Below are 25,595 nucleotides of genomic sequence, written 5' to 3' on the forward strand. Positions count from 1 at the left end.
ACGCCATGGCGCAGTTCGAGAATCGCAAGACCTTTGCCCACGACGATGACAGTGTCGTGGTGATCGTCGGCTCCGGGGCCGGTGGCGGCACCCTGGCCAACGAGCTGGCCCAGCAGGGCATCGATGTAGTGGTGCTGGAAGCCGGCGCCCTGCATGACCGCCCCGATTTTCATGCCGACGAGTGGCCGGCCTTCAGCCAGCTCTCCTGGCTCGATAACCGCACGACGTCGGGTAGCTGGCGCATCGCCAGGGACTTCCCCAACCTGCCCACCTGGATCTGCAAGACCGTGGGCGGGACCACGGTGCATTGGGCCGGTGCCAGCCTGCGCTTTCACCCTCACGAGTTTCAGGCACTTACCCACTACGGTGCACTCGACGATGCCAATCTGCTCGACTGGCCGGTCGGCTACGACGAGCTGGCACCGTATTACGCGCGTGCCGAGGACAAGATGGGCGTGACGCGCACCAACGATATCGCCGGCCTGCCCGGCAACAACAATTTCAAGGTGATGCATGCCGGGGCGCAAAAGCTGGGCTATGCGTGCAACACGGGGCACATGGCGATCAACAGCCAGGCGCGCGATGGTCGGCCGGGGTGCCAGCAGCGCGGCTTCTGCTTCCAGGGCTGCCGTTTCGGCGCCAAGTGGTCGACGCTATATACTGAACTGCCGGCGGCGCTGGTCACCGGACATATGGAATTGCGCACACAGGCGCACGTGGCGCAGATCGAGCACGACACGAAGGGCCGTGCCACGGGCGTCACCTATTTCGACAAGGACGGCAACCTGCAGCGCCAGAAAGCGCGTCTCGTCGCCGTGGCCGGCAACTCCATCGAGACGCCGCGCCTGCTGCTCAATTCGGCAAGCGCAATGTTCCCCGAGGGGCTGGCCAACAGTTCGGGCCAGGTAGGGCGCAACTATATGCGCCACATGACCGGGTCGGTCTACGCCACCTTCGACGAGCCGGTGCACATGTACCGTGGCACGACCATGGCCGGCATCATCTCCGACGAGGCCAGGCACGACACCTCGCGCGGCTTCGTCGGTGGCTACGAGATGGAGACCCTGTCGCTGGGCCTGCCGTTCATGGCGGCATTCCTCGATCCCGGTGCCTGGGGTGAAACGTTCACCGGTGCCATGGACCAGTACGCGCACATGGCCGGCATGTGGCTGGTCGGCGAGGACATGCCGCGCGAGTCCAACCGCGTAACCCTGCATGGCGAGCTCAAGGACCAGCATGGCCTGCCGATCCCCAACGTGCACTACGACGACCATCCCAACGACGAGGCGATGCGCGAGCATGCCTACCGGAAAGGCAGCGAACTCTATGCGGCGGTAGGCGCCCGCGACGTCTACCGCGTGCCGCCGTATCCGTCGACCCACAACCTGGGCACCTGCCGCATGAGTGCCGAGGCGCAGGATGGCGTTTGCAACGCGTATGGTCAGAGCCACGACATCCCCAACCTGTTCATCTCCGACGGTAGCCAGTTCACCACCTCGGCGGCGGAAAACCCCACGCTGACCATCGTCACGCTGGCGATCCGCCAGGCCGAGCACATCGGCAAGCTGATGAAGGAACGCGCGGTGTAACCCCGCCCGTTTTGTGTCGACCCCCTTGGGCGGCGCCGGCAGGCGCCGGGCCGCCCGCTTTGCCTGTAATTCCCGATAGGAGCACGGCCGCATGAGCTTCAATGGCGAGCAGTATCCCGGCGTCGAGTCCCCGGCCCGCGAGGCCAACGGCTTTCGTCTCAATCACACCATGCTGCGTATCCGGGATCCGCAGCGTTCGCTGGCGTTCTACACCCGGATCTTCGCGATGCGCGTCCTGCGCAAGCTGGATTTCGAGGAAATGCGCTTCTCGCTCTACTTCCTGGGACGCCTGGACGATGACGAAGCGATTCCCGAGGATGCCGGCGAGCGTACCGTCTGGACGTTCCAGCAGCGCGGGATACTCGAACTGACCCATAACTGGGGCACCGAGGCGCAATCCGACGTCGCCTATCACGACGGCAATGCCGAGCCGCAGGGCTTCGGGCATATCTGTTTTTCAGTGCCCGACCTGGACGCCGCCATTGCCTGGTTCGACGCCAATGACGTCACCTACGTGAAGCGCCCGGAGCAGGGCAAGATGAAAGATGTCGCCTTCATCAAGGACCCTGACGGCTACTGGATCGAAATTGTCGAAGCGGCGCGTATGGCCGGGGTGGGGAGAAGGGCCTGAGGAACGTACGTTACAGCGAATGAATAAAACAGTGTTATAGTTTCAGGCTCGAAAAATAACACTGATTTTTTCTGGAGGTGCGTTATGTCCCCGTCGTGGATCAAGACCGTTGGTACTGCATTATGTCTCGCCCCCTTGGCATGGTCCGCCAATAGTCTGGCACAGCAGGATGCGGAGGTGCGCTTCTCTGCGCCGCCATGGCCTGGCGTGACCATGAAGACCGAGATCGCATCGCAGCTGCTCGAGGCGCTGGGCTACGCACCGAGCACTAAGCAACTGGGTTCCCAGATCACCTACGAAGCGCTCAATCTGGGCGAGATCGACGCATACTTGGCCGCCTGGTTGCCAGCTCAGCAGGGCATGTATGACACCGTCAACGCCAAGGGCAATCTCGTCGACTTGGGCAACAATGTCGACGGTGCGCGTATGGGCTTTGCGGTACCGCGCTATGTGGCCGAAGCGGGAGTAACCTCGGCGCGTGATATCGACAAGCCCGAGTTCGCCGAGCGCTTCAATCATGAGATGTTCTCCATCGAACCCGGGTCGGCGACTAGCGATCTTCTCAATGGTGCGGTTGATAACGACACCTACGGTATGGGCGACTGGGATCTGAATGAGGCCACTACGCCGGCAATGCTCAGCGCCGTTAACAGCGCTACGCAGAATGACGAATGGATTCTGTTCTACGGCTGGACTCCCCATTGGATGAATATCGAATACGACATCGTCTATCTCGACGATCCCGAGAACCTGTTCGGACCCGGTGGCGGGCGTAGCGATGTGCGTACGCTGCTTAGCAAGCGCTTCGCGGATCAAAATCCCAATGTCGTCCAACTGCTCGATCAAATGCTCTTTACCGCCGATGACCAGAGTCAGTTAATCCTGGAATTCAGTTACAAGAAGCAGGAGGCGTCTGACGTCGCCATAGCCTGGATGCGTGATAATGCCGAAAAAGTGAAAACGTATCTGGAGGGGGTGACAACGCGCGACGGACAGCCGGCCTGGCCGGTAGTGCAAGAAGCGTTTGGCTTACCGAGTCATCTTGGTGCGTAAGTGAGGGATTTGCTCCTTATTGGAGCAAATCCAGACGGGGCAGTAAGAATGCGGCCGAGCCGCTTCATGATTTTTACCTGATTCCATCAGCGCTTTCTTATTTTTGGCATGAATATTTCATAAGTATTTCCATCAAGCCTGGGCCAGCACGGCTCGCCCTATAAGCCTTGTCCAAATACGAAGAATAAGCATGGCAATGAAGCCTGAATATCCAATGGATATTCAGGCTTTTTTTGTGCAGGAAACACAATGAAGCTATCCATTCCTATTGGAATTCTCTACTCGAGTTCGGGCACCTACCGACGCATGAGCAGCAGTGCATTGAGAGGTGCCCGGCACGCCGTCGACGAAATCAATCGTGGCGGTGAGTATGATGTCACCCTGCGCCCTGACTATTTCGATCCGCGTGGTGAGCTCGATGCCTACCAGAAGGGGGTCGAACGCTTCTTTGACCGGGGCGTGCATCATGTCATTGGCACGACCACCTCGGCCAGCCGCAAGGACATCGTGCCGGACTTCGAGAAAACCGGTGGCCTGCTGTGGTATGCCAGCCCGTATGAGGGATTCGAGTGCAGTGAAAACGTCGTTTACCTGGGCGGCTGCCCGAATCAGAACCTGGTGCCTTTGCTCGATTACGCGCTCAGGCAATTCGGCAAGCAGGCGCTTCTCATCGGTTCCAACTATGTCTGGGGCTGGGAAAGTAATCGCATCGCCCGGGAACTGGTCGAAGCGGCCGGTGGGCACATCATTGCAGAGAAATACTACCGCTTCGGTGATGACGATTTCCTAAGTATTGTCGAGCAGGCCCTCGCCAGGGATGCCGCATTCGTACTGAACAACCTGGTCGGTGAATCGTCCTACTTTTTCCTGCGCCAGCTCAACGCTGCCTGTGCTCGGCGCGGTAAGCGCATGCCAGTCCTGAGCTGCAATTTTACCGAGTCCGAGTTGCCGGAAATCGAGGCCTTGCCGCATATCCAACTGCTGTCCTGTGGGCCCTGGTTCGATACGCCAGGCAATGCCTTTGCTGCTAGCCAGCGTGTGCAACATGGCCGGCAATCCTTCTCGCATTGCTATACCAGTGCCTACAACGCGGTTCATCTGTTGGCCCAAGCCTGCCAGGCAACCGGGGGAGACGACCCAGAACGTGTACTGGCCTGGGTGCATGCGCACACATTGCCAACCTTGATGGGCGAGTTGCAGATCAGTGCGTCCAACAACCACCTGTCGCTACCGTGCTGTATTGCCGAAGCCAGAGAAGGGCAATTCGAGGTCGTACATCGCGAACCCAAGGTGCTGGAGGCCGATCCCTACCTGACCCGCACATGCCTGTCCCGCTTCTACTCCCTGGCCGACAGCCCGTCGGTCGCACCCAACCTGAGGGTCGTCAAATGAACCAGTACGATCGTCAGGACATGCGTACGCAACTGCTGCTCATCGATTGCGATGAGCGGACCCAGGACATGCTCCAGAAATGCCTGGACCGGCTGGGGCTGTGCTGCCGGACCGTGACCGACGACAGCGAGGTTGCGTTGGATACGGTCAATGGCGTCATCGTTGAACTGGATCACTTCAATAGCGAACGGCTCCTGGCCGCGGTCAGAGCCCAAGGACTGCCGATCGTTGCGGTCACGCATCACCAGACGCTTTCCCAGATCCAACGGGCGATACGTCTGGGCGCGACCGCCATCCTCAACAAGCCGATCACGCAAAGCACGGTGTACACGACGCTGATGATGGCCCGAGCGCTTAACGCCAAGCTGCACAAGGTCGAGTCGGCCAATCGCGAGCTGGCCGATACGCTGGCTCAGCGAGACGTGATCGCCAAGGCCGTCGCGCACCTGATGGTCAAGCTCGAACTCAGCGAGCAGGAAGCCTACGAGCGCCTGCGCAGTCATGCCATGTCGACTCAGCAGTCAATCGAGCGGGTCTGCCAAAGTCTGCTCGATCCATCGTCGATCTTCGCTCGCCAGGGAGGCGTCACGCCATGACACTGTTACGTGCGTTGCTCAGGCGCAAGACTGTGGCCATTTCGCTGTTCTACATACTGATCGTGGTACTGGCGGCGGTCTTTGCACCGTGGCTCGCCCCTTACGATCCGACCGAGCAGTTCTTCGAAGGCCTGACCATCGAGGGGGCGCCACTGCCACCCAACGATGAGTTCATGCTGGGCACCGACCTGCTGGGGCGCGATCTGCTCTCGCGTATCATCTATGGCGCGCGAACCTCACTGATCATTGGCATCGTCTCCAACGGCATTGCCGTGCTAATCGGTACGCTGGTCGGTGTGATCGCGGGGTTTGTGCGTGGCTGGGTCGGCTCACTGCTGATGCGTCTGACTGACCTGATGATGGCCTTCCCGGCGCTGTTGCTGGCCATCGCCCTGGCCGCCATCCTGCGCCCGAGCCTATGGATCGTGGCGCTGGTCATTGCCATGGTGAACTGGGTTCAGATCGCCCGTGTCATCTACTCGGAAACTATCTCCCTCGCGTCCAAGGATTTCGTTGCCGTCGAGCGAACCATCGGCGCCAGCGCCCGACGCATCCTGTTCTCGCACCTGCTGCCTCACCTGCTACCGACCATTCTGGTCTGGGCCACGCTGGGTATTTCTACCACGGTGCTGCTCGAGGCCACGTTGTCCTTCCTGGGCGTTGGCGTGCAGCCGCCCATGCCGAGCTGGGGCAACATCATCTTCGAAAGCCAGACCTACTTCACCTCGGCGATGTGGCTGGTGCTGTTCCCCGGACTCGCCATCATCGCGCTGTCGCTGAGCTTCAACCTGGTTGGCGATGCCCTGCGCGATGAACTCGACCCGACGCTGAAAGGAAGACGCTAATGGCCTGGTTCATTGTCAAACGTATCGCCTATGCGCTGCTGATCCTGCTGGGTGTGACGTTCATCACCTATCTGTTGCTCTATCTGATCCCGGCGGACCCTGCACGGCAGATTGCCGGCCGCAGTGCAACGGCGGAAGTGGTCGCCAATATCCGGCATCAGCTGGGACTGGATCTGCCGTTCTACGAACAGTACTTCCGCTACCTGATGAACCTGCTGCAGGGCGATCTCGGTCGTTCCTATGTACAGCGCTCGGAGGTTGCCACCCTGCTCGAGGCGCGGATCGGGCCGACCCTGCAACTGATGGCGGCCGGTATCGGCTTCGAACTGCTGATCGGTATCACGCTGGGCATCATCGCTGCGCTCAAGCGCAACTCCGTGCTCGATCAACTATTGATGGCGTTTTCCTTTATTGGGGTGTCGTCACCGCATTTTATCGCCGCGATGCTCGCTCTCTATTTCTTTGCCGTACAGCTGGGCTGGTTCCCGCTAGGTGGCTACGGCAGTGTCGAACACCTTCTGTTGCCTGCGATCACGCTGGGCGTGCTGGGCAGCGGCTGGTACTCGCGCATGGTGCGCTCATCGATGATCGATGTGCTGCATCAGGACTTCATCCGTACCGCACGGGCCAAGGGGCTGACACGGGCTCGTGTACTCCTGCGCCATGTGCTGCCCAACGCCATCATCCCGGTGATTCCAATGATCGGTATCGATATTGGCATCTTCATGAGTGGGCTGGTGGTGGTGGAGTCGGTTTTCGGCTGGCCCGGTCTGGGTCAGCTCGCCTGGCAGGCCATACAGCAGGTCGACATCCCGATCATCGTCGGGGTCACCACGCTATCGGCTGTCGCCATTGTGCTGGGCAATCTGGTGGCCGATCTGGCCGTGCTGTTCGTCGATCCGCGTATCGACGTGAATAAATCGTAGAAACTCGACTGAAGGGAACCTGCCATGAACAAGACACTTAAAGGGTTTGCTCTTACTGCGCTGTGCACGGCGATCAGCGCTCAGGCCATCGCTCAGGAAACGCCCAAGCCGGGCGGTGACATCATCGTCACTTATCAGAACGATGTGGCCACGCTCGATCCGGCCATCGGCTACGACTGGCAGAACTGGTCGATGATCAAGAGCCTGTTCGACGGGCTGATGGATTACGAGCCGGGTACTACCGAGCTGCGGACCGATCTGGCCGAGAGTTATGAAATCTCTGAAGACGGCCTGACTTACACGTTCACATTGCGCCCCGGTGTTAAGTTCCACAATGGGCGCGAGATGACCTCGGCCGACGTCAAGTACTCGCTCGAGCGCACCGTCAACCCCAAGACGCAGAGCCCCGGGGCCGGTTTCTTCTCGGCCATCGAGGGCTTCGATGCCATGGCCAATGGGGAGGCCACCGAACTCAGCGGCATTACCACACCGGACGAGCGCACCGTACAGATCACGCTGAGTGCCCCGGATGCGACGTTCCTGCACCTCATGGCGCTGAACTTTGCCTCGGTCGTGCCCAGGGAGGCGGTCGAGCAGTGGGGCAGCGACTTCGGCAAGCATCCGGTGGGAACGGGCGCCTACAAGCTGGACAGCTGGGCACTCGGCCAGCGGCTGACATTTGCAAAGAACGAGGACTACTTCCGCGACGGTATCCCCTATATCGATACGATCAACTTCGAGATCGGCCAGGAGCCCAATGTGGCGCTGCTGCGTCTGCATCGCGGTGAGGTCGACATCGCCGGCGACGGCATCCCCCCGGCTCAGTTCGTGGCAATAAATAACGACCCCGCGTTCAAGGAACTGATGGTGGTCGGTGACCAGCTGCATACGGGCTACCTGACCATGAACGTCACTATCCCGCCGTTGGATAACGTCAAGGTGCGCCAGGCCATCAACATGGCCATCAACAAGGAGCGTATTATCCGTGTGATCAATGGTCGTGCGACGCCGGCCAATCAACCCCTGCCGCCGGCCATGCCGGGCTACGACGAAAGCTACGAAGGCTACCCGTACGATCCCGAAAAGGCCAAGGCGCTGCTCGCCGAGGCGGGCTTCCCGAATGGCTTCGAGACCGAAATGTTCGTGGCCAATACCACCCCCCAGCCGCGCATTGCTCAGGCTATTCAGCAGGATCTGGCGGAAATCGGTATCGACACCAAGATCAAGTCGCTGGCCCAGGCCAACGTGATCGCTGCCGGTGGTGAGCAGGACCAGGCCCCGATGATCTGGTCGGGTGGCATGGCCTGGATCGCCGACTTCCCCGATCCGTCCAACTTCTGGGGTCCGATCCTGGGGTGCGAAGGCGCCGTTCCGGGTGGCTGGAACTGGGCGTGGTACTGCAACGAGGAACTCGACGCCAAGGCCGACGAGGCGAATGCCATGGTCGCGCCCGAACAGCAGGAAGCCCGCGCCAAGCTGTGGGGCGACATCTTCACCGCCACCATGGACGATGCTCCCTGGGTGCCGGTTTTCAATGAGCAGCGCTATACCGTGCACTCGGCGCGCATGGGAGGCGCGGACGCACTCTATGTCGACCCGGTCCACGTGCCGGTCAACTACGACTATATCTGGGTGAAGTGAATGTGTGACAACGGACTGATCAAGACCATTCATGGCCACCACTGCCATCATGGGTGGGATAATGCCAATATCCCGGTCGCGCACGTCGCGCCGGGGACCACCCTGGATTTCCAGTGCAATGACTCGTCGGGAGGCCATTTCACTCCGGAATCCGACCTGACGTCGGTAATCGACATGCCGTTCGACCGGATCAATCCGGTGACCGGCCCGATCTTCGTCGATGGCGCCGAGCCAGGTGACATCCTCTCCGTCAGGATTGACAGCTTTACGCCGTCCGGCTTCGGCTGGACGGCCAACATCCCCGGCTTCGGACTGCTGGCCGATCAGTTCAAGGAACCGGCACTGGCACTGTGGAAATACGATACCGAGCGCATGACGCCGGCGGCCTTTGGCGAACATGCCCGAGTGCCGCTCAAGCCGTTTGCCGGCACCATTGGCGTGGCTCCAGCGGAAGCCGGAACGCACTCGATCGTGCCGCCGCGCCGAATTGGCGGCAACCTCGATATCCGTGATATCGGAGCAGGCACGACGCTTTATCTGCCTGTGGAAGTCGCCGGCGGGCTGTTCTCGATCGGCGATACGCATGCTGCACAGGGCGATGGCGAGGTGTGCGGCACGGCGCTGGAAAGCGCCATGGATGTCACCGTCACCCTCGATCTGATCAAGCAGACACCATTGGCCATGCCGCGCTTTTCCACACCGGGGCCGGTAACCCGTCATCTCGACGGCGCCGGCTACGAAGTGTTCACCGGTATCGGGCCCGATCTGATGGAGGGCGCACGCCAGGCATTGAGCGGGGCGATCGACTGGCTGGCCAAGACCCGCAACATGCCCGCCGAGCAAGCGTACATGCTGTGTTCGGTCTGCGGTGACCTGCGCATCAGCGAGATCGTGGATATGCCCAACTGGGTGGTGTCGTTTTATATGCCACGGATCGTATTCGAGTAAGCCATTAGAGGAGATTAACAATGGTTCCCCCGCAGGAGCAGGGCGCTCGACTGCTGTCCGTCGAGCGTCTGACGATCGATATCTCTCACGAGCATCACACCCAGCGCGTCGTCGACGACTTGAGCTTCAACCTGTATGCAGGACGTACCCTGTGCATCGCCGGTGAGTCGGGCAGTGGCAAGTCGTTGTCGTCGCTGGCGATCATGGGACTGTTGCCCAAGGTAGCGCGCCTGCCCAGCGGGGCCATTCTCTTCGATAAACAGGATCTGCTGAGCCTGCCGGAACGCGCCATGCAACGCCTGCGTGGACGCGAGATCGGGATGATATTCCAGGAGCCGATGACCTCACTCAATCCACTGATGACGGTGGGGCAACAACTGGAAGAGACAATCCGTCGCCACAAGCTAGTCGAGGGCAGGCAGGCCAGCCGCCGTGCGCGCGAGATTCTCGATGCCGTCCGCGTGCCGCACGTCGACAAGCGTCTCAAGCAACATCCGCATGAATTGTCGGGCGGCATGCGTCAGCGCGTGATGATCGCCATGGCCATGGTTTGCAAGCCGCGTGTACTGATCGCCGACGAGCCGACCACGGCGCTGGACGTGACCATTCAGGCCCAGATTCTTGAGCTGATGCGCGAGCTTCAGCGCGAGTTCGACACGGCATTGCTGATGATTACACACGACATGGGGGTCGTCGCCGAGATGGCCGACGAGGTCGTGGTCATGAATCAAGGCGTCGTGGAGGAAGCGGCCACGGCACGAGCCTTGTTTACCGCACCGCAGGCGGCCTATACCCGCAAACTGCTGAGTGCAGTGCCGCGCCTGGGCACGGCCGATGTGCGGTCATCGCAGCAGGCGCGCCCGCGGGTGCTCGAGGTGAACAATCTCAATGTCCGGTTTGCGGTTAAACGCCGCTCGCCTTTCGAGACGCGCACCGAAGTGCGGGCGGTGGAGAATGTCAGTTTTTCGCTGCATGCCGGCGAGACGCTGGGCATTGTTGGCGAAAGTGGCTGTGGCAAGTCCACCACGGGCAAGGCATTGATGAACATGCTCGACTTCAGCGGCAGCGTAAAGCTGGAGGGGCAGGAGCTCAACGGACTGCGTGGCGAGGCGCTCAAAGCCGTATGGCGTGATATCCAGATGGTGTTCCAGGACCCGTACGCAGCGCTCAACCCACGCAAGACCATCGGTGAACTGGTCGGCGAACCGCTACTGGTACATGGGCTGGCGAATGCCGCACAGCGCAAGCAGAGCGTCGCCGAACTGCTCAGGCAGGTGGGGCTGCCGGTCGATGCCGCGCAACGCTATCCGCATCAGTTCTCAGGTGGCCAGCGCCAGCGCATCTGCATAGCTCGGGCCCTGGCCCTCAATCCCAAGGTCATCATTGCAGACGAGGCCGTCTCGGCGCTGGACGTGTCAGTACAGGCTCAGGTACTGGAGCTACTGGAAGACCTGCAGCAGCGCTTGAATCTGAGCTACTTGTTTATCTCCCACGACATGGCAGTCATCGAGCGCATCAGCCACCGGGTCGCCGTCATGTACTGTGGGCGTATCGTCGAGACCGGCAGTTGTGAGCAGGTGCTGCACAACCCCCAGCACCCCTACACGCAGCGACTCCTGTCGGCGGTGCCCATGCCGGACGTCGATCTCAAGCGTGATTTCTCGGCCTTGCTACAGGCGAGCGAGGTCCCTGATCCCATCAAGCCGCGCGGTTACCAGGCACCCCCTCTCGCCTATGCGCAGCCACAGGAAGGGCATTTCGTCGCAGTTCTTGAGCGATAACGGGCTTTTCAAGACGCCCAAGCCATGCTTGGGCGTCTATAGGTACAGATTGTCTAGCGACCTGCCTGGGTCATCAGTGCCGGTTCGACGATCTCGATCCAATAGCCGTCGGGGTCCTTGATGAAGGCGACGTTCTTCATCTTGCCCTGATCGGGGCGCTTGACGAATTCCACCTCGTTGCGGTCCAGCCAGTGTACCGCCGTGGTCAGATCGGGCACCGTGAAACAGATATGCCCGAAGCCCTGTGGCTCGGCATTGCCGTCGTGATAAGCGAAGTCGGCCTTGTCCTCGCTGCCCCAGTTATGGGTCAACTCGAGCACGCTGCGCTGATTGAAGGTCCACATGGTGCGCTCGCCGGGATCCTCGGGCACTTGGTCCTCTTCCTCGAGGCGGGCCAGAAAGTAGAGCGTGAACTGCATCTCGGGAAAATCCAGCTTACGCAGCAGGCGCATTCCGAACACATGACTATAGAACGCCAGTGAGCGTTGCGGATCCTTGATACGCAGCATGGTGTGATTGAGCGTGAACCCGGACGTTTCCTGAGGAACGTGGGCCTCAACGCTAGGGTGTTTTTCGGTGAATAGGGTCATGACCGCCTCTTCGTTTGCTGATGATGGCGAAAGCTTAGCGCACCCTGGGGCAACATCTCATCCTGTCCGGCTGGCTTGGCGCGATCCACGCTCTTGGCTAGTGTTAGACGGTTAGGGAGTTCGCACGCCAATGAGGCACCGTGAAGCGCAAATCGACCGTCAGTCGACGACATCGTCCGACCCAACCGCAGATCGATATCGACAGAAAAGCCTGCGACCGCCAGACTTATGTAAAACTTGGCGCGTCCCAGCGTGGGGCGAACGCCTTGACCGATGCATTCAGTCACACCGAGCCACTATCGGGAGTCGAGGGTATTTATTGATGACGCGTCGCGTTGATAAGCGGGACAAGCCGATGTCGCCCGGGGCGGGGGCGGGGCGTTCTTCCCAGGAGCCACAACACACCCATGCTCTGGATCCGCTGCTTTATCGGCTGGGTAATTTCATCGAGCTGAAAGAAGAGGACAAGCAGCGACTCAAGGACTCGGTACTGCGTACAGGCGTCGTGGATAGAGGGCAGGACGTCATTTGCGAGAATGAACGTCCTGACTATGTGCATGTGGTCGTCGACGGTTGGGCCTGTCGCTACAAGTATCTATCGGATGGACGTCGCGCCATCCTGGGTTATCTAATTCCCGGTGACGTCTGCGACGTGCACATCGCCCTGCTCGATCATATGGATCATTCCGTCAGCACGCTGACAAAGGCTACATTCGCGCTGATTCCCCGCGAGACGGTCAATTATATTTTCGAAAACAATATTACGCTGGCCTATGCCCTGTTCTGGGCATCGCTGGTCGATGAGTCCGTGCAACGCGAGTGGTTCGTCAACAATACTGGTCGACCTGCCGACAAGCGCCTGGCGCACCTGCTCTGCGAAATGCAACTGCGTCATCGGGCTGCCGGTCTGGCTCGGGGCAGTTGCATCGACTTTCCCCTTACCCAGCAGGACCTGGCCGATGCCATGGGCATTACCGTGGTACATACCAACCGCGTGATGCAGAAGCTGCGTGGCGACGGGCTAATCACCTACGACAATAAACAACTAACCATCCATGACTGGGAAGCGTTGAAGGCGTTCGGCGACTTCGATTCGGGCTATATGCACCTCACCGAAGAAGCCTTGAGGCAATAAGCAATAAAAAGCCCGGCCAAAAGGCCGGGCGGTCTAGCGCTGCTTTCCTTGCGTCATCACAGGCATCCTGCCTGTGCTTCCTTGGTACGTGAGCCTTCCCTGTGCTCGGTCTTCCCTGTTCGAGCCTCTCCCTGCCCGATGGCGCACATGGTCTCAGTCCTGCAGGGCAATTAAATTAACCTGGTTTAACTTTGTCGGAATTCTTTGCTTATGTGGATCAGTAACCGGTCATTTCCAGGTAGCCCTCGCCTGTATGGCTGCCTTGCACCGTGACCATGCCCTCCCAGTAGGGAAACGATGTGCCCATCCATTGATCGGCATGAATCGCGCTTACAGTGACAGCGAGGCCGCGGGCAGGCACCTCGACTCGCCACGTCGTAGGCAGTTCCCGGCCGGCCACGTCGCGCGTTTCGACTGGTGTCAGTCGTAGTGATTCTTCGTCCAGAGCCGTCACCTCGCCCTGGGGCGTGATCCAGCTTCCCGAGAGATAGGCTCCTTCGTCGCCTTCGCCGCCGCCGCGAAGACGGAAGGCCATCAGCTTGGCGCCGCCGGCGAGATGCAGCGAGAACCAGTCCCAGCCGCGCTGAGTCGCACCCAGCAATTGGCTGCTCCATTCCCGGTCCAGCCACGCCCGGCCGGTCACGGCGATTGGCTCGCCATCGAGACGTAGCGTGCCTTCGACCCGGTAGAATGGCTGGCTGTAGTACATCGAGCCCTGGCCATCGGCAGACTTCTGGCTGAAGCCGCCCTCGCCATGGCGGACCAAGGGGCCTTGCGCAATCAGCGCAAGACGATAGGCAAAGTCGTCGGCCTCGGCGCGTACCGCCAATCGATCGAACCCCGAGCCGACCGATTCGGCAGTCAGCGACCAGTCATCGATCCAGGCGGAAAACGGCGCTGCCGTCACGCCAGCCTGCCCTTGGCCGGCAGGCAGGGCCATGCCACGTGCGAACTTCTCGGCGAAGCGGTGGCCCTCTGGCGTCGAAACGGCGGCGTGGGCCATCCATAGCTGTCGATCCTGCCAGGGGGCGTCGCCGGTTGCATGATTATCGCCGGTCTCGGGCGCCAATGCCTGACGAAACAACGTCCACTGCACACCGAACGGACGACCGTCGGCACTCTCCAGGTTGGCGGTCAGGTACCACCACTCAATGCGATAGTCGGGATGCGGGCCGTGATCCTCGGGAAAGGCCAGCGTGTGGCCTGGGCCGGCCTGGGCGAAGCCACTCGCCTGCTCGCCGAGGCCGGCATAGCCGGCGTGTGTCGATGGAGCCGTTGGCCAGAACGCCTTGCCCAGGCCGGCGATGATCACCGATGCCAACAGCAACAGCAGGGTCGAGCGTTTCATGCAGCGGAAAACTCCTGTAGCAGCTGGCGTGGCGGCACGCGCCACAGCCGCCAGGTGGGGAGCAGCGCGGCCAGGGCGGCAACGAGCATGGCCAGCAAGAGCGTCATGGCGATCTGGTCCGGGAAGATATGCAACGGCAGCCGCCAGCCAAAAGCGGCGACGTTGATGACTGCCACCAATGCCCAGGCCAGACCCAGACCCAGCGGAATGGCCAGCAGGGCGGTGCCCGTCGCGGCGGAAACCAGCTGGCCGAACTGCAGCCCGATCAGCTGCTGGCGCGAGACGCCCAGAGCCCACAGCGGCGCCAGTTGAGCGCGCCGTGCCCCGGCCTGGGCCAGCAGGGTGGTCAGCAGGGCCAGGCCGGCCACGGCCAGGGTCAGGACATTGAGTGCCTGGGTAATGGCGAAGGTGCGCTCGAAAACCTCGGTGGCGGTACGTTTCACGGCGCGTTGGTCGACGGCGGCATCGCCGCTCAGACCGAAACGTTCGCCCAGTGCCGCTTGCAGGTCTGCAACGTCACGTGTCGCATCCGGTCGTAGCACGACTCCCAGCGAGCCAGGGGACGCCGTGAACCGCTCGGCCAAGTACGAGGCAGACAGTACGGCCTCGCCACTTGGGTTGCCATAGTCGGGATAGACCGCAACGATGGCTAGCGTCACGGGGCCCTGCGGGCCACGCAAGTATAGCGTGTCGCCGGGCGCCAGGCCGTCTCGGTGGGCGAGCTGCTCATTGATGAAGATGCCATTGCCTGCACTCAGCGCCTGCCATGCCGCCATGCGGCCCGTGGCGGTCTCCAGCAGTGGCCAGTTGCGCTGCATCACCGCGGCCGGCGTGATACCGAACAGCGCCAGCGGCTGCCCGGTGGCCTGTCCCTCGGCATCGAGTCGGGGCGCCTCGGCATGGCGCGCTTCGAGTATTACCCGAACCTCGTCGCGGTTTTCCAGCCAGGCAATGACATCGGCGTGTTGCGCCTCGGTCGGGCGCACGTACATATCCGCCAGTAGACGCTGATCGAGCCAGTCGAGGAAGGTCAGGCGAAACCCGCCGACCATGCTGCCCACCCCGAGATTGGCGGAAAGCGCCAGTAACAGCGCCATCATTGGCAACTGCAGGCGAGGGAGCTGCAATTGCAAGTCCGCCAGGGCCCACTGCAGACGCGGGCGTGAGCGCAACTGCCGAGAAAGCTGGCCCAGCCCACCGGCCAGCAGCGGCGGCAGCCACAGCGATGCACCCAGCAGCAGTGCGGCGACCATGGCGAAGCCCAGTGCCAGTTCCTGCGGGTTGGGTCGGTTACCCAGGCGCCAGCCGAGCCATGCGGCCACTGCCAGCAGGACGGCACCGGCCAGGGCCTGCAGTCGCAGTTGGCGATGCAGTCGGGCCCGCCAGGCCTGGGCCTTGCCGAGGGCGAGGATGTCGAGACGAGCGGCTCGCCACAACATGCCGAGGCCGGCCGAAAACAGCCCGCCGAGGGTCACCGCCAGACCGCCCAGCCAGTAATACCAGGGCAATGCCAAGTGGCTGGCCACATCGGTATCGTAGAGGGCATCCAGGCTGGCGGCCACGTCGGGCAGTAACAAGCGTGCCAGTCCGACACCGCTGACGATACCCAGCACGGCGCCGAGCAGGCCGATTGCCAGCAGTTCCAGGGCCAGCGCAATGACCAGCGTGCGGCCCGGCACGCCCAGGGCGCGTAGCGTGCGCAGCATGCCCAGGCGCTGCTCCAGCGCCAGGCCGAGGGCGGCATGCACGATGAACAACCCCACGATCAGCGCCAGCAAGCCCATGGCGGTCAGGTTGAGATGAAAACTGTCGGTGAGCTGCCCGGGCGACGCCAACGCTGCGGCGGACTGGCGTACCAAGGACGGTGGCAGGTCCAGGGACTGTCCGGGCGCGACGACCAGCCGGCTCAGCGTGTCCACGCCCAGCAGTTGCTGTGCGACGCCGATGTCGGTGATGAGCGTACCCGGCGGCAGGCTGGGATCGGTTTCCAGCGGGGGCAAGCGCGAATCGTCTCGGGCAGCCTCGACCTGCTCCGGGGCGATGCGGGCCCGATGCGGCGGCAGTATCCAGTCGCGCAGCGCCGCGGCGTCGCTCTGCTGGCGGGCCAGGCTCGACTCGCCGGGCAGGGTCAGCGGGTCGATGCCGATCACGCGCAGGTGCGTTCCGTCGTCGATGGTCATCTCTCCCTCGACCAGCGGCGACACTGGCATACCGGCACGGCGCAGTGTCAGGTAGGCATCGAGAGACAGCGGCTGGTTGTCGCGGCGCACGACACTGTCGAGCTGGGCGCTGAACAGCGACTCGGCGCGCGCATAGCTGTCGCGGGCCGAGGCGTTGATCGCCTGAACCCCACTCCACAACGCACTGGCGACCCACAGCCCGAGCAGCAGCATGGCGAGCTGGCCGGGATGGCGTCGGTAGTGGCTGGACAGCGTGCCCCAGGTGGTATGAAGCAGTCCGGCATGCGTTGCGTTGGTCGTCATGGGCCGGCCTCGGCCAGGCGTCCGCGTTGCAGATGCACACAGCGATCGAGCGGGGCGGCGACACGCGCACTATGGGTGACCATCAACAGGGCGCAGCCACTCTCCTCGATCAATTCGCGCAGCAGCTCGAGGACCTGGTCGGCGGCGGCCTCGTCGAGGTTGCCAGTAGGCTCGTCGGCGAGCAACAGGCGCGGCTTGGCGGCCAGGGCGCGGCCGATCGCCAGGCGCTGCTGCTGACCCCCGGACAATTGCTCGGGATAGCGGTCATTGAGGCCGGCCAGGCCCAGCCGGGCCAGCAGATGCTGTGTCCAACGCGTATCCGCGCGGCCGGCCAGGCGGGCCTGCAGGGTCAGGTTGTCGGCCACCGACAGGCTGGGAACCAGGTGGAACTGCTGGAATACCAGACCCAGGCGTTGGCGCCGTAATGCGGCGCGGCGCGGTTCGCTAAGCGCGGAAACCGATTGTCCCTCGAAAACCACGTCGCCACGATCCGGCGTATCCAGCCCGGCAGCCAGATGCAGCAGGGTGGACTTGCCGCTGCCCGACTCGCCCATCAGTGCCAGGCTTTCGCCAGCAGCCAAACGAAGATCGACACCGTCCAGGACATGTAACGGTCCCTGCGGGGTGGGGTAAGTCTTGGTAAGGTTGGTCAATTGCAGCATAAGACGGCCTGAACGCGAGCGTATCCTGCGCATGGTAGCAGGGATAACGTGCCGGCGGCCGAGTGTCGCGGAGCTGCGAGGACCGCCCGACCGGGCGGTCCTGACGCATCAGGCCGGAATAGCCTAGAAGTCGGTCCAGTCGTCCTGGGACGAACGCGTGGCTAGTGCGTTGCGCTGGCTGCCGCGGGAAGACGCCTGGCGGGGGGTGGCCGACTGGCGGGAGGCGGGCGCGAGGCGGGGGGCAGAAACATCGCCCGTGCCTCTAAAGAAGGACACTTCTTGCAGCAGTGCGCTGGCCTGTTCCTGCAGCGAGCGGCTGGCGGCGCTCGATTCGTCGACCAGACTGGCGTTCTGCTGAGTCACCGCATCCATCTGTGTGACGGCCGTGTTGACCTGATCGATGCCTTGCGCCTGTTCGCGGCTAGCCACGGCAATCTCGGCAACCAGACTAGTGACCTGGCGGATGCTGGCGACGATCTCGGATAGCGTTTGCCCGGCCTGGTCGACCAGGGAGGAGCCGGCCTCGACTCGCGACACGCTCTCACCGACCAGAGCCTTGATCTCCTTGGCGGCATTGGCGCTGCGCCCGGCCAGGTTGCGTACTTCATTGGCCACCACGGCGAAGCCGCGTCCCTGCTCACCGGCACGGGCTGCCTCGACCGAGGCGTTGAGCGCCAACAGGTTGGTCTGGAAAGCGATCTCGTCGATCAGGCCGACGATACTGGCGATCTTGCGGCTGGACTGACTGATTTCATCCATGGCGCCAACCGCTTGCTGGACGACTTCGCCGCCCTTCTGGGCCTGTTGGCTGACGCCGCGTACCAGTTGGTCGGCCTGGCTGGCATTGTCGGCGTTCTGGCGCACGGTGGCAGTGATCTGGTCCATGGAGGCGGCGGTCTCTTCCAGATTGGCAGCCTGCTCCTGGGTGCGGCGATTGAGGTCGTCGTTGCCCTGGGCAATCTCGTCGGCGGCGACGTTCACCGACTCGGCGTTACGCCGCACCGAGGTCACGACGCTGGAAAACTTGGTTTCCATGGACTTGAGCGCTTGCAGCATGTCGCCGAATTCGTCCCGGCAGGTAATGTCGATCGAGTTGTCGAGACGGCCGTCGGCCATCGACTCGGCCAGGGCACGCGCCTTGCCGAGCGGTGTCATGATGCCGCGTGTAAGCCACAGGGTCAGGCCCAACGCCATGGCGACGGCAAAGAGGATGACGACGATCACCAGATTGCGAAGCCATGCGAAATGCTGGTTGGAATCCGCATAATTGCGCTCGGCCTGGACAAGATTGCGATCGATGATGGCAGAAAGTCCGTTGAGCACGGGCGGGTACTCGGCGCGTAGCGCAGTTGTCGCGATCTCGCGGGCCTTTTCGTAATCATTGGCGATCATGGCATCGTTGAGCTTTCCGATGCTCTTACGCAGAGTGAGCATGTCGGCGTGAAACTTTTCTGCGGCTGCCTTTTCTGCGGCGGTACTCACGCGCTCGGGATAGTAGTTGGCCCAGGCCTGGTCAACGAGAGCATCGTTTTCGGCGACTTCGCCTTTGGTCACTGCCGCCGCTGCCGGGTCGCGGTCGCGTTGCTCGGCGGTGATCTTGACCCGGTTGCTGAGCAGCGCGGTACGTATCTTGCCGAGTTCTGACAGGGTGACGAGATTCTCGTCGTAAGTCTGTTTGAGGGCGTGGTTGGCGGAACTGGCGCTGAACAGCCCCAGAATGCCGACGGCGACCAGCAATACGATGCAGGCGCCGAGACTGATAGCGATTCGGCGCTTGACGCTCTGCTTGAGGGATAACATTGGTAAAGGGTCTCGCTGACGCTGCGCACCGCCACTGGGGCGGTGCGCGGCTTTTTCCGAAGGGTGGGAGTGGCGAGGCAGGCCACAGGAACCAGAGGATGGCTGGAGACAGTCTCGCTAACCCTATTATCGGGCAAAAGGCATCGGGACTTTAGCGCGACGCCGCGTGCAGCGACACCTTACTCATTCGGCGTTTTTGGCTAACGCATCGTGAATCAGCGTGGCATTGTGGCGCATCATGCCGGCATAGGTGCTGGCTTCGCCATTGGCGGCCAGGGCGCCGGAATAGAGCGTGCCGGCAATCGGCAGCCCGGCTTCTTCGGCGAGCTGCTCGATCAGCGCCGGGTTGGTGATGTTCTCGTGGAACAGCGCCTTGACCCGGTTGGCCGCGAGCGTGTCGATCAGGCGGCCCATCAGCGCCGCGGAGGGTTCGCTGGCCGTGGTCAGGCCCACCGGAGAGAGAAAGCGTACGTCGTAGGCATTGGCAAAGTAGTTGAACGCATCATGCCCGGTGACGACCAGGCGATGGCCGGGAGGAATGTCCGCCATCAGGCGACGTATCTCGTCATCCAGTGCGCTGAGTTCGTCGTGATAGGCCGCGGCATTCTGACGATAGGTCTCGGCGTGGTCGGGATCGGCTTCGATCAAGCCATCGCGGATGTTGGTCACGTACTGCTGGGCCCGCGCCACGTCCAGCCAGGCATGTGGGTCCGTGTCGCCATGATCGTGGCCTTCGTGTCCCTCCTGCGATTCGCGCTCGTGGTCGGCATGGTCATGTGCCTCATGAGCATCATGGTCATGATCGTGGCCCGCATGGTCGTGCGCATCGTGTTCGTGGTCCGCGTGGTCGTGCGCTTCATGTGCGTGGCTTTCATGGTCATGGCCATCGTGAGCGTGGTCATGCGCCTCGCCCTCCAGCGGGGTGATTCCTTTGCTGGCAATGACCAGGGGACCCTGATAGCTACTGGCCTCGATCAGCCGCTCCATCCAGCCTTCCAGTTGAAGGCCGTTGAAGACCACCAGATCGGCTTCGGCGATACGACGTGCATCGCCGGGGCTGGGCGTGAAAGCATGGGTGTCGCTGTCGCGTCCGACCAACGGCGTAACGTCGACCTGCTCGCCGCCGACCTGTTCGACCATGTCGGCGAGCACGCTGAAGCTGGTGACGACACGCAGCGGGTCTGCCCAGGCGGGCAGGGCAAGGCCGGTGGTGCCGGCAAGCAGACCGAGGGCAAGCAATCTACGCATGGGGCATTTCCTTCTGTGAGGGGTGACGGGTCATGTCGATGACGTGCCGTTGCGCACCGTGTCCAGGGGGGCGGCCCGGCGGCGCAGGCGGACGAGCAGGCTGTTGTAACGGCCGAACAGTGCCGACAGCAGGTAGGCGATGCCGGCCAGCAGGATGATGCTTGGCCCGGAGGGCAGGTCGAGATGATAGGACAGCAACAGTCCGCCGGTGCTGGCGAGCATGGCGATGACGATGGCCAGGCCCATCAGGCCTTCCAGGCGCTTCGACCAGAATCGTGCGGCGGTGGCGGGTAGCATCATCAGGCCCACGGCCATCAGCGTGCCCAAGGTCTGAAAACCGGCGGTCAGATTGATCACCACCAGGCCCAGGAACACACCCTGTATCAGGCCGGGGCGCACGCCTTGCCCGCGCAGGAACAGCGGATCGAGGCACTCCATGACCAGGGCACGGAACATGATGGCGAGCAGCAGCACGGTGGCGGTGCTCACCGCCGCGATCAGCAGCAGGGCTGTGGTGTCCACGGCGAGGATCGAGCCGAACAGAACGTGAGTCAGATCCACGCTGCTGCCGCCCAACGAGACGAGCATGACCCCGGCGGCCAGCGAGATCAGGTAGAAGCTGGCCATCGCCGAGTCCTCGCGATGACCGGTCATCTGCGAGACCCCGCCGGCCAGGCCGGCGACCACCAGTCCGGAGAGAATGCCGCCCAGGCTCATCGCCGGCAATGAAAAGCCCGCCATCAAAAAGCCCAGCGCCACGCCGGGCAGGATGGCATGCGCCATGGCATCGCCGATCAGACTCATGCCGCGCAGCATCAGGAACACACCCAGCGGTGGGGCAGCCAGCGACAGGGCCAGCCCGGCGATCAGCGCCCGGCGCATGAAACCGTAGTCGGCCAAAGGGGTAATCAGGTCGAGCATGACGAGGAGTCCGAAAGGTTCAGGGGAGCGAAAGGGGCCTGGCTCGTCAGGTCCATGGCGCCATGGCGTTCCAGCACTTCGTGGGGCGTGGCCCACTGGGCATGGCCGCCGGTCAGCGTCAGCACGCAATCGGCCAGACGCGACAGATGCTCCAGGTCGTGAAGTACCACGATAATGGTCGAGCCCTGATCGGCCATGTCGCGCAGCACTTGGATAAGCACGTTGACGGTGTCGCTGTCGACATTGGCGAAGGGTTCATCGAGCAGCAGCAGCTCGGCTTCCTGCATCAGCGTGCGGCCGAGCAGGGCGCGCTGGCGCTGGCCACCGGAGAGTTCGCCGAGCGGCCGGTGCGACAGGTGAGTGATTCCCAGGCGCTGCATCACGGCGCGGGCCTGACGATACTGCGATGAGCGATAGCCCCTGAGTGCGCCCCGGGTCGGCCAGCTACCGGTCATCACCAGTTCCTCGACGCTCATCGGGAAGCTCAGATCCAGAGCCAGTTGCTGGGGCAGCCAGGCACGACGCTCCTTGGGCACGTCGCACTCGATACGCCCAGCCAGGGGCGGCAGAATGCCCATGATGCCTTGGATCAGCGTGCTCTTGCCGGCGCCGTTGGCGCCGACCAGCGCAGTGATCGCACCATCGGGAAAACTGCCCGACAGCCCTTCGAGGACCGTGCGCGCGCCCTGGGCCAGGGACAGGTCATCGAGACGCAGACGTGACATCAGCCCCACGCTCCCATGGCCCAGGCTACCGTCAGCCACAGCAGGGCCAGCGGCGCCGCGGCGATCATCAAGCGGCGACGTGCCGACAGTGACATCAACGAGAAATGGCAGGGCCCATCGGGCCGGTGATGGTGACGATGCGCCATGAATGGGACTCCGACAATGAGGCGGAGGTTATAACATAACAAAATGGCCTCGCCTAGGGGGCGTCAGGCAAGCCACCGGCTTTTTTGGCAACGCTCAGTAATGGATATCGATGCCGACCCGGTTGGGGGTCATGATCCAGGCATACTGGTAATCGAGGCTGACATCGCCCAGCGACAGGCGTGCCGGTTGGAAGCGGTTCAATGCGCTTCCCGCCTGGGTCGGCTGGGTGCGAATCTGCAGTTCACTGACGAGCATGCCGGTGGCGAAGTTGAGCGCACCGTCGCCTGGCCGGTCATCACCCAGGCCGATTGCCAATCCCCCCAGCGTATTGACGATCAGTGAGTCCAGCCTGGCTTGCCAGGCACGACGCTCACGCTCTTCGGCGGCGACTTGCTGCATGAGCTCCCGGGCTTCGCGCAGGTCGCCGGCGTCGCGAAGATCGGCCAGTTCATAGCGTGCCGACACGTGCGGCTGGGCGTCCAGCAAGGTGCCGCCCAGCGCCAGCGCCGACTTTACCGTGCCTACCCGGGCGTCGAAGCGATCGTCGCTGTCTTCCGCTTCACTGGCCTCGTGGATATTGATACCCAGGCCGACGGCATAGACGCCACTCCAACCATAGCGCCAGATCTCGCCCTGGGTCGCACCGCGGTTCAGAGCCTCGCTGTAGGCCTGCCATTCCTCTGCCTGGGTAGCCCTTGGCTGGCCCTGAGCGGCCGAAGCGAACAGCGTGAGGGAGACAGCGACCAGCAAAGGGCGCAAGGCGGGCATCGGCAACTCCTGGGGATTCAAGCGAATGGATCGCAGGCAAGTGTAGAAGATTCCGCGTCGTCTGGTAGCCTGCCAAGTCGCCATGAGTCAACGCTCACTCATGCTCTACGCTATAAGGCACAGTGCAAAATGTGTCATGACATTCAATCATCTCTCATACTGACCAATCAGGGACATTCACATGAGCTCCCAGGACAATAGCGAGTCGCTAGCGCGGGATCGTCTGAATCCGGTGGTCTTCTACAGTTCGGTGATCGGCATCGTGGCCTTCTCGCTGTGGACCATGATCGCTACCGAGCAGGCCAACAACATCATCAATGCCATCCTCGGCTGGATCGCCAACACCTTTGGCTGGTATTACTTTCTGACCGTGGTGATCTATCTGGTCTTCGTGATCGGGCTGGCGCTGTCGCGCTATGGCAAGATCCGCTTGGGCCCGGAACACTCCCGGCCGGATTTCAACATCTTTTCATGGTCGGCGATGCTGTTCTCGGCGGGAATCGGCATCGGGGTGATCTTCTTCGCCCTGGCCGAGCCGCTGACCCAATTCTACAATGCGCCCAACGCGCCCGAGGACGATATCGCCGCGGCGCGCCATGCCATGAAGATTACCTTCCTGCACTGGGGGCTATCGGGCTGGGGCATCTACACGCTGGTAGGCATGTCGCTGGCGTTCTTCAGCTACCGGCACAATTTGCCACTGACCATCCGCAGCTCGCTCTACCCGATCTTCGGCGACCGCATCTACGGCACCATCGGTCACGTCGTCGATACTGCCGCGGTACTGGGCACGGTATTCGGCATTGCCGCCAGTTTGGGCATCGGCATCATCCAGCTCAACTTCGGGCTCGACTACATGTTCGGCATTCCCGAGAGTGTCTGGACCCAGGCCGTGCTGGTGCTGTGCATCGTACTGTTCGCGACGATCTCGGCAGTGACCGGTGTGGAGCGCGGCATTCGCCGGCTATCGGAATTCAATATCCTGCTGGCGGTAGCGCTGCTGCTGTTCGTGCTGTTCGCCGGCAAGACCATCTTCCTGCTCAACGCGCTGGTCATGAACATCGGCGACTACCTGTCCGACTTCATCAGCCTGTCGTTCAACACCTATGCCTTCGATCCGCCCACCGCCTGGCTCAATGGCTGGACGCTGTTCTTCTGGGCCTGGTGGATTGCCTGGGGGCCGTTCGTCGGGCTGTTCCTGGCGCGTATCTCGCGTGGGCGTACCATCCGTACCTTCGTGCTGGGCACGTTGACGCTGCCCATCATCTTCATGATGTTGTGGATGTCGCTGCTGGGTAACAGCGCCATCGACATGGCCATGAATGGCGCTACCGAGTTCGGACAGCAGGTCATGGACAATCCCCCCTCGGGCATCTACCTGTTTCTGGAACAATATCCCTGGCCGATCTTCACCACCATTGCAGTGAGCATCCTGGCCATCGTGTTCTTCGTGACTTCCGGTGACTCCGGGGCGCTGGTGCTGTCGAATTTCACGTCGATCCTCACCGACGTCAATCACGATGCCCCGATCTGGATGCGCATCCTGTGGTCGGGGGTGATCGGTATCCTGACGCTGTCGTTGCTGATCGCCGGCGGGCTGACCACCTTGCAGAGCGCAGTGGTGATTACCGGATTGCCATTCTCGGTGGTGCTGTTCTTCATGATCGCCGGGCTGTACCAGGCGCTCAAGACCGAGGCCTTCAAGGAAGACAGTCGGCAGGCGAGCCTGGCGGGACAGCTATCCGGGCGCACCGGCGGTGGACGCGGCGCCGCCCAGGGCTGGCAGCAGCGTCTGAAGCGGGCGATGAGCTTTCCCGATCGCAAGGAGGCCCAGCGCTTCATGAATAACGTCTGCAAGCCGGCCATGGAAGCGGTGCGGGATTCGCTGAGCGAGGAAAACGTCGAAGTGGAGATCCATGAGGGCACCCAAAACGGCGACGACTACCTCTCGCTCAACGTCAACTTCGGCGAGGAGCAGAACTTTACCTATCAGGTCTGGAGCCAAGGGTTCACCACGCCCGGCTTTGCCATGCACACCCCGCATGCCAAGAGTCGTTACTACCGGATCGAGGTGTACCTGATGGAGGGCAGTCAAGGCTACGACCTGATGGGCTATACCCGCGATCAGGTGATCGAAGACATTCTCGACCAGTACGAGCGGCACATGCACTACCTGCACCTCAACCGCGAGTCGCCGGGCAACGTCAATATGCCCGATAGCTCCATGCAACCCCCCGCCTAGGCGTCGTAACTGGCGGGGTATCGGCGCCGTTCACCCAGTGGTGGACGGCGCCGATGTCGTTTCAATTGAGATGGTGTGCAAGAGGGTTTCATTAGTTACGCATGCCTAGGTATCAACCCGCATT

Annotated in this window: 23 protein-coding genes; 13 read left to right on the forward strand and 10 right to left on the reverse strand. The window is 62.2% G+C overall.

The window, feature by feature from the left end; all coding sequences use genetic code 11:
• The first annotated feature begins 5 nt into the window (after window positions 1-5).
• The 10 genes from MHM84_RS09075 (at window position 6) to MHM84_RS09120 (ending at window position 11,402) form a co-directional block, all read left to right on the forward strand.
• Window positions 6-1,589: a GMC family oxidoreductase gene (locus tag MHM84_RS09075; protein WP_239265092.1), complete on the forward strand. Its 1,584-nt coding sequence runs from the start codon at window positions 6-8 to the stop codon at window positions 1,587-1,589.
• Window positions 1,590-1,680: 91 nt separating this feature from the next.
• Window positions 1,681-2,220, forward strand: a complete 540-nt coding sequence (gene gloA / locus MHM84_RS09080) for a lactoylglutathione lyase (RefSeq protein ID WP_239265095.1) — start codon at window positions 1,681-1,683, stop codon at window positions 2,218-2,220.
• 84 nt (window positions 2,221-2,304) lie between these two features.
• On the forward strand, window positions 2,305-3,273 hold the full coding sequence (locus MHM84_RS09085) for an ABC transporter substrate-binding protein (RefSeq protein WP_239265098.1): 969 nt from the start codon (window positions 2,305-2,307) through the stop codon (window positions 3,271-3,273).
• 249 nt (window positions 3,274-3,522) lie between these two features.
• Window positions 3,523-4,665 carry a transporter substrate-binding protein gene (locus MHM84_RS09090; protein WP_239265100.1) on the forward strand — a complete coding sequence of 381 codons (1,143 nt, stop codon included), beginning with the start codon at window positions 3,523-3,525 and terminating at the stop codon, window positions 4,663-4,665.
• Window positions 4,662-5,261, forward strand: coding sequence for an ANTAR domain-containing protein (locus MHM84_RS09095; RefSeq protein WP_239265102.1), 600 nt, complete (start codon window positions 4,662-4,664; stop codon window positions 5,259-5,261). The genes MHM84_RS09090 and MHM84_RS09095 overlap by 4 nt, the downstream gene beginning before the upstream one ends.
• A complete protein-coding gene (locus MHM84_RS09100) occupies window positions 5,258-6,106 on the forward strand; it encodes an ABC transporter permease (RefSeq protein WP_239265104.1) in 849 nt (282 codons plus the stop codon). Before MHM84_RS09095 ends, MHM84_RS09100 begins: the two co-directional genes overlap by 4 nt.
• Window positions 6,106-7,032 (forward strand): ABC transporter permease, encoded by a 927-nt coding sequence (locus MHM84_RS09105; RefSeq protein ID WP_239265106.1) that lies wholly within the window; start codon window positions 6,106-6,108, stop codon window positions 7,030-7,032. Before MHM84_RS09100 ends, MHM84_RS09105 begins: the two co-directional genes overlap by 1 nt.
• 24 nt (window positions 7,033-7,056) lie before the next feature.
• Entirely contained in the window at window positions 7,057-8,673 is a 1,617-nt protein-coding gene (locus MHM84_RS09110) for an ABC transporter substrate-binding protein (RefSeq protein WP_239265108.1), read from the forward strand.
• On the forward strand, window positions 8,674-9,621 hold the full coding sequence (locus MHM84_RS09115; protein ID WP_239265110.1) for an acetamidase/formamidase family protein: 948 nt from the start codon (window positions 8,674-8,676) through the stop codon (window positions 9,619-9,621).
• Between the two features lie 20 nt (window positions 9,622-9,641).
• Window positions 9,642-11,402, forward strand: coding sequence for an ABC transporter ATP-binding protein (locus MHM84_RS09120; protein WP_239265112.1), 1,761 nt, complete (start codon window positions 9,642-9,644; stop codon window positions 11,400-11,402).
• Window positions 11,403-11,455: 53 nt separating this feature from the next.
• Here MHM84_RS09120 and gloA (MHM84_RS09125) read toward each other — a convergent pair whose 3' ends face one another.
• Window positions 11,456-11,992, reverse strand: coding sequence for a lactoylglutathione lyase (gene gloA / locus MHM84_RS09125; RefSeq protein ID WP_239265114.1), 537 nt, complete (start codon window positions 11,990-11,992; stop codon window positions 11,456-11,458).
• A gap of 140 nt (window positions 11,993-12,132) precedes the next feature.
• On the opposite strand from gloA (MHM84_RS09125), the gene MHM84_RS09130 reads away from it, so the two are divergent.
• Both MHM84_RS09130 and MHM84_RS09135 read left to right on the forward strand, forming a co-directional pair.
• Window positions 12,133-12,315, forward strand: a complete 183-nt coding sequence (locus MHM84_RS09130) for a hypothetical protein (protein ID WP_239265116.1) — start codon at window positions 12,133-12,135, stop codon at window positions 12,313-12,315.
• Complete coding sequence (locus MHM84_RS09135) at window positions 12,315-13,127, forward strand: Crp/Fnr family transcriptional regulator (protein WP_239265119.1); 813 nt, start codon at window positions 12,315-12,317, stop codon at window positions 13,125-13,127. Before MHM84_RS09130 ends, MHM84_RS09135 begins: the two co-directional genes overlap by 1 nt.
• Before the next feature lie 217 nt (window positions 13,128-13,344).
• On the opposite strand, the gene MHM84_RS09140 is transcribed toward MHM84_RS09135, so the two are convergent.
• The 9 genes from MHM84_RS09140 to MHM84_RS09180 form a co-directional block, all read right to left on the reverse strand.
• Complete coding sequence (locus MHM84_RS09140) at window positions 13,345-14,475, reverse strand: lipocalin-like domain-containing protein (RefSeq protein ID WP_239265122.1); 1,131 nt, start codon at window positions 14,473-14,475, stop codon at window positions 13,345-13,347.
• Window positions 14,472-16,958 (reverse strand): ABC transporter permease, encoded by a 2,487-nt coding sequence (locus MHM84_RS09145; protein WP_239265125.1) that lies wholly within the window; start codon window positions 16,956-16,958, stop codon window positions 14,472-14,474. The genes MHM84_RS09140 and MHM84_RS09145 overlap by 4 nt, the downstream gene beginning before the upstream one ends.
• On the reverse strand, window positions 16,955-17,620 hold the full coding sequence (locus MHM84_RS09150) for an ABC transporter ATP-binding protein (RefSeq protein WP_239265127.1): 666 nt from the start codon (window positions 17,618-17,620) through the stop codon (window positions 16,955-16,957). The genes MHM84_RS09145 and MHM84_RS09150 overlap by 4 nt, the downstream gene beginning before the upstream one ends.
• 123 nt (window positions 17,621-17,743) lie before the next feature.
• Window positions 17,744-19,420, reverse strand: a complete 1,677-nt coding sequence (locus tag MHM84_RS09155) for a methyl-accepting chemotaxis protein (RefSeq protein WP_239265129.1) — start codon at window positions 19,418-19,420, stop codon at window positions 17,744-17,746.
• Between the two features lie 183 nt (window positions 19,421-19,603).
• Window positions 19,604-20,668 carry a zinc ABC transporter substrate-binding protein gene (locus MHM84_RS09160; protein ID WP_239265131.1) on the reverse strand — a complete coding sequence of 355 codons (1,065 nt, stop codon included), beginning with the start codon at window positions 20,666-20,668 and terminating at the stop codon, window positions 19,604-19,606.
• 30 nt (window positions 20,669-20,698) lie between these two features.
• Window positions 20,699-21,589: a metal ABC transporter permease gene (locus MHM84_RS09165; protein WP_239265133.1), complete on the reverse strand. Its 891-nt coding sequence runs from the start codon at window positions 21,587-21,589 to the stop codon at window positions 20,699-20,701.
• Window positions 21,577-22,314, reverse strand: a complete 738-nt coding sequence (locus MHM84_RS09170) for a metal ABC transporter ATP-binding protein (protein ID WP_239265135.1) — start codon at window positions 22,312-22,314, stop codon at window positions 21,577-21,579. Before MHM84_RS09170 ends, MHM84_RS09165 begins: the two co-directional genes overlap by 13 nt.
• Entirely contained in the window at window positions 22,314-22,460 is a 147-nt protein-coding gene (locus MHM84_RS09175; RefSeq protein WP_239265137.1) for a hypothetical protein, read from the reverse strand. Before MHM84_RS09175 ends, MHM84_RS09170 begins: the two co-directional genes overlap by 1 nt.
• 94 nt (window positions 22,461-22,554) lie before the next feature.
• Complete coding sequence (locus MHM84_RS09180) at window positions 22,555-23,229, reverse strand: hypothetical protein (protein ID WP_239265139.1); 675 nt, start codon at window positions 23,227-23,229, stop codon at window positions 22,555-22,557.
• Window positions 23,230-23,410: 181 nt separating this feature from the next.
• On the opposite strand from MHM84_RS09180, the gene betT reads away from it, so the two are divergent.
• Window positions 23,411-25,471, forward strand: a complete 2,061-nt coding sequence (gene betT, locus MHM84_RS09185) for a choline BCCT transporter BetT (RefSeq protein ID WP_239265141.1) — start codon at window positions 23,411-23,413, stop codon at window positions 25,469-25,471.
• The last annotated feature ends 124 nt before the right edge of the window (window positions 25,472-25,595 follow it).

Source organism: Halomonas sp. McH1-25 (genome assembly GCF_022348165.1).
Classification (GTDB): domain Bacteria; phylum Pseudomonadota; class Gammaproteobacteria; order Pseudomonadales; family Halomonadaceae; genus Modicisalibacter.

What these genes read in the sequence shown, in the direction of transcription:
- gloA (WP_239265095.1), top strand. Translation starts at nt 1,681, where the DNA reads ATGAGCTTCAATGGCGAGCAGTATCCCGGCGTCGAGTCCCCGGCCCGC.
- MHM84_RS09120 (WP_239265112.1), top strand. Translation starts at nt 9,642, where the DNA reads ATGGTTCCCCCGCAGGAGCAGGGCGCTCGACTGCTGTCCGTCGAGCGT.
- betT (WP_239265141.1), top strand. Translation starts at nt 23,411, where the DNA reads ATGAGCTCCCAGGACAATAGCGAGTCGCTAGCGCGGGATCGTCTGAAT.
- MHM84_RS09075 (WP_239265092.1), top strand. Translation starts at nt 6, where the DNA reads ATGGCGCAGTTCGAGAATCGCAAGACCTTTGCCCACGACGATGACAGT.
- MHM84_RS09110 (WP_239265108.1), top strand. Translation starts at nt 7,057, where the DNA reads ATGAACAAGACACTTAAAGGGTTTGCTCTTACTGCGCTGTGCACGGCG.
- MHM84_RS09150 (WP_239265127.1), bottom strand. Translation starts at nt 17,620, where the DNA reads ATGCTGCAATTGACCAACCTTACCAAGACTTACCCCACCCCGCAGGGA.
- MHM84_RS09115 (WP_239265110.1), top strand. Translation starts at nt 8,674, where the DNA reads ATGTGTGACAACGGACTGATCAAGACCATTCATGGCCACCACTGCCAT.
- MHM84_RS09105 (WP_239265106.1), top strand. Translation starts at nt 6,106, where the DNA reads ATGGCCTGGTTCATTGTCAAACGTATCGCCTATGCGCTGCTGATCCTG.
- MHM84_RS09145 (WP_239265125.1), bottom strand. Translation starts at nt 16,958, where the DNA reads ATGACGACCAACGCAACGCATGCCGGACTGCTTCATACCACCTGGGGC.
- gloA (WP_239265114.1), bottom strand. Translation starts at nt 11,992, where the DNA reads ATGACCCTATTCACCGAAAAACACCCTAGCGTTGAGGCCCACGTTCCT.
- MHM84_RS09155 (WP_239265129.1), bottom strand. Translation starts at nt 19,420, where the DNA reads ATGTTATCCCTCAAGCAGAGCGTCAAGCGCCGAATCGCTATCAGTCTC.
- MHM84_RS09135 (WP_239265119.1), top strand. Translation starts at nt 12,315, where the DNA reads ATGACGCGTCGCGTTGATAAGCGGGACAAGCCGATGTCGCCCGGGGCG.
- MHM84_RS09175 (WP_239265137.1), bottom strand. Translation starts at nt 22,460, where the DNA reads ATGGCGCATCGTCACCATCACCGGCCCGATGGGCCCTGCCATTTCTCG.
- MHM84_RS09140 (WP_239265122.1), bottom strand. Translation starts at nt 14,475, where the DNA reads ATGAAACGCTCGACCCTGCTGTTGCTGTTGGCATCGGTGATCATCGCC.
- MHM84_RS09160 (WP_239265131.1), bottom strand. Translation starts at nt 20,668, where the DNA reads ATGCGTAGATTGCTTGCCCTCGGTCTGCTTGCCGGCACCACCGGCCTT.
- MHM84_RS09170 (WP_239265135.1), bottom strand. Translation starts at nt 22,314, where the DNA reads ATGTCACGTCTGCGTCTCGATGACCTGTCCCTGGCCCAGGGCGCGCGC.
- MHM84_RS09180 (WP_239265139.1), bottom strand. Translation starts at nt 23,229, where the DNA reads ATGCCCGCCTTGCGCCCTTTGCTGGTCGCTGTCTCCCTCACGCTGTTC.
- MHM84_RS09165 (WP_239265133.1), bottom strand. Translation starts at nt 21,589, where the DNA reads ATGCTCGACCTGATTACCCCTTTGGCCGACTACGGTTTCATGCGCCGG.
- MHM84_RS09100 (WP_239265104.1), top strand. Translation starts at nt 5,258, where the DNA reads ATGACACTGTTACGTGCGTTGCTCAGGCGCAAGACTGTGGCCATTTCG.
- MHM84_RS09085 (WP_239265098.1), top strand. Translation starts at nt 2,305, where the DNA reads ATGTCCCCGTCGTGGATCAAGACCGTTGGTACTGCATTATGTCTCGCC.
- MHM84_RS09090 (WP_239265100.1), top strand. Translation starts at nt 3,523, where the DNA reads ATGAAGCTATCCATTCCTATTGGAATTCTCTACTCGAGTTCGGGCACC.
- MHM84_RS09095 (WP_239265102.1), top strand. Translation starts at nt 4,662, where the DNA reads ATGAACCAGTACGATCGTCAGGACATGCGTACGCAACTGCTGCTCATC.